The sequence below is a fragment of the Vibrio sp. 10N.247.310.17 genome, assembly GCF_041466605.1.
GTDB classification, from domain to species: domain Bacteria; phylum Pseudomonadota; class Gammaproteobacteria; order Enterobacterales; family Vibrionaceae; genus Vibrio; species Vibrio tasmaniensis_A.
On the sequence record NZ_JBFSTC010000237.1, the window covers coordinates 1 to 1,000 of the forward strand.

1 protein-coding gene is annotated in these 1,000 nt (G+C 36.7%); it reads right to left on the reverse strand.

Annotation, left to right across the window (positions count from 1 at the left end):
* Positions 1–51 precede the first annotated feature (51 nt).
* Complete coding sequence (locus tag AB6D80_RS25090) at positions 52–696, reverse strand: OmpA family protein (RefSeq protein WP_372189928.1); 645 nt, start codon at positions 694–696, stop codon at positions 52–54.
* Positions 697–1,000 lie beyond the last annotated feature (304 nt).

Below are 1,000 nucleotides of genomic sequence, written 5' to 3' on the forward strand. Positions count from 1 at the left end.
TTTGAAAAACAATATGTCGCTTAATGCGGTGTCCAGTCTTACTGGAGCAGATCATGTTTCCTGGGGGCAGCCATAACGCTTGAAGTAATCCAGAGCAAGTTCTCTTGATGGTGATATAAAAATCTCAACTCTACGATTAAGAGCTCGATTAGATTTAGTGTCGTTAGGAACTAAAGGGAAAAACTCACCAGCAGGAACGATTTCAATTTTATTATGATCAACCTTGTAGCTACTCTGTCCTATTACCTGAACTACACTTGTTGCACGTTTAGCCGATAAGCGTGAATTGAGACTTTGCTTACCGACACTATCAGTGTGGCCTACGACATAAATGTATTCTTGAGAGTAGTGCTCATGAATAGCTTTGCTTACAGAAGTAATTTGTTGCTTTACTTCAGGCTTAATATTGTGCTGTGCAAAATCAAATAACAAAGAGTTTGTAAGTGTTATCTTTTTGATATGGCCAGGTCGATCACGAACTTCAATATAAGCTACATCAATAATATCGCTATCAACGCCTTCAATTTTTCCATCCATTATCTGAACATCAAAGCTACTTCCAGCAAATGTATTGGAATCGCCATGAGGTAAATTAATTGATTCTTCGTCGTGCTGTGAAGCAGGTTTTCCTGTTGTCATACAAGCAGAAAGAAATAATGAGATGATAGCAATAAAAGCTAATCTACTAGAGTTCACGGTCCATTTTCCCTTTATCATACGGAATGTAATTCATGAATTTTCAATTGTTGTATAAACAGCGACTTAGTGAGAATTTGAGCACTACCAACAGGTTGTTATATGCAACTCAAAACAATAATCCTTATTGCCAGCAACAGCGCGCTATTTACAGAGTTGTATACTACATAAAAATGCTTTAACTTGAAATATATAGATGATGGAATTGGTTGAATTTATTTAAGTTCCAGTAACTTAAATCAACATGACATCCCCCTCTGGCAGGATAGTTGTCACTGTTAAAATTTAACCAGTTTGGGCGATA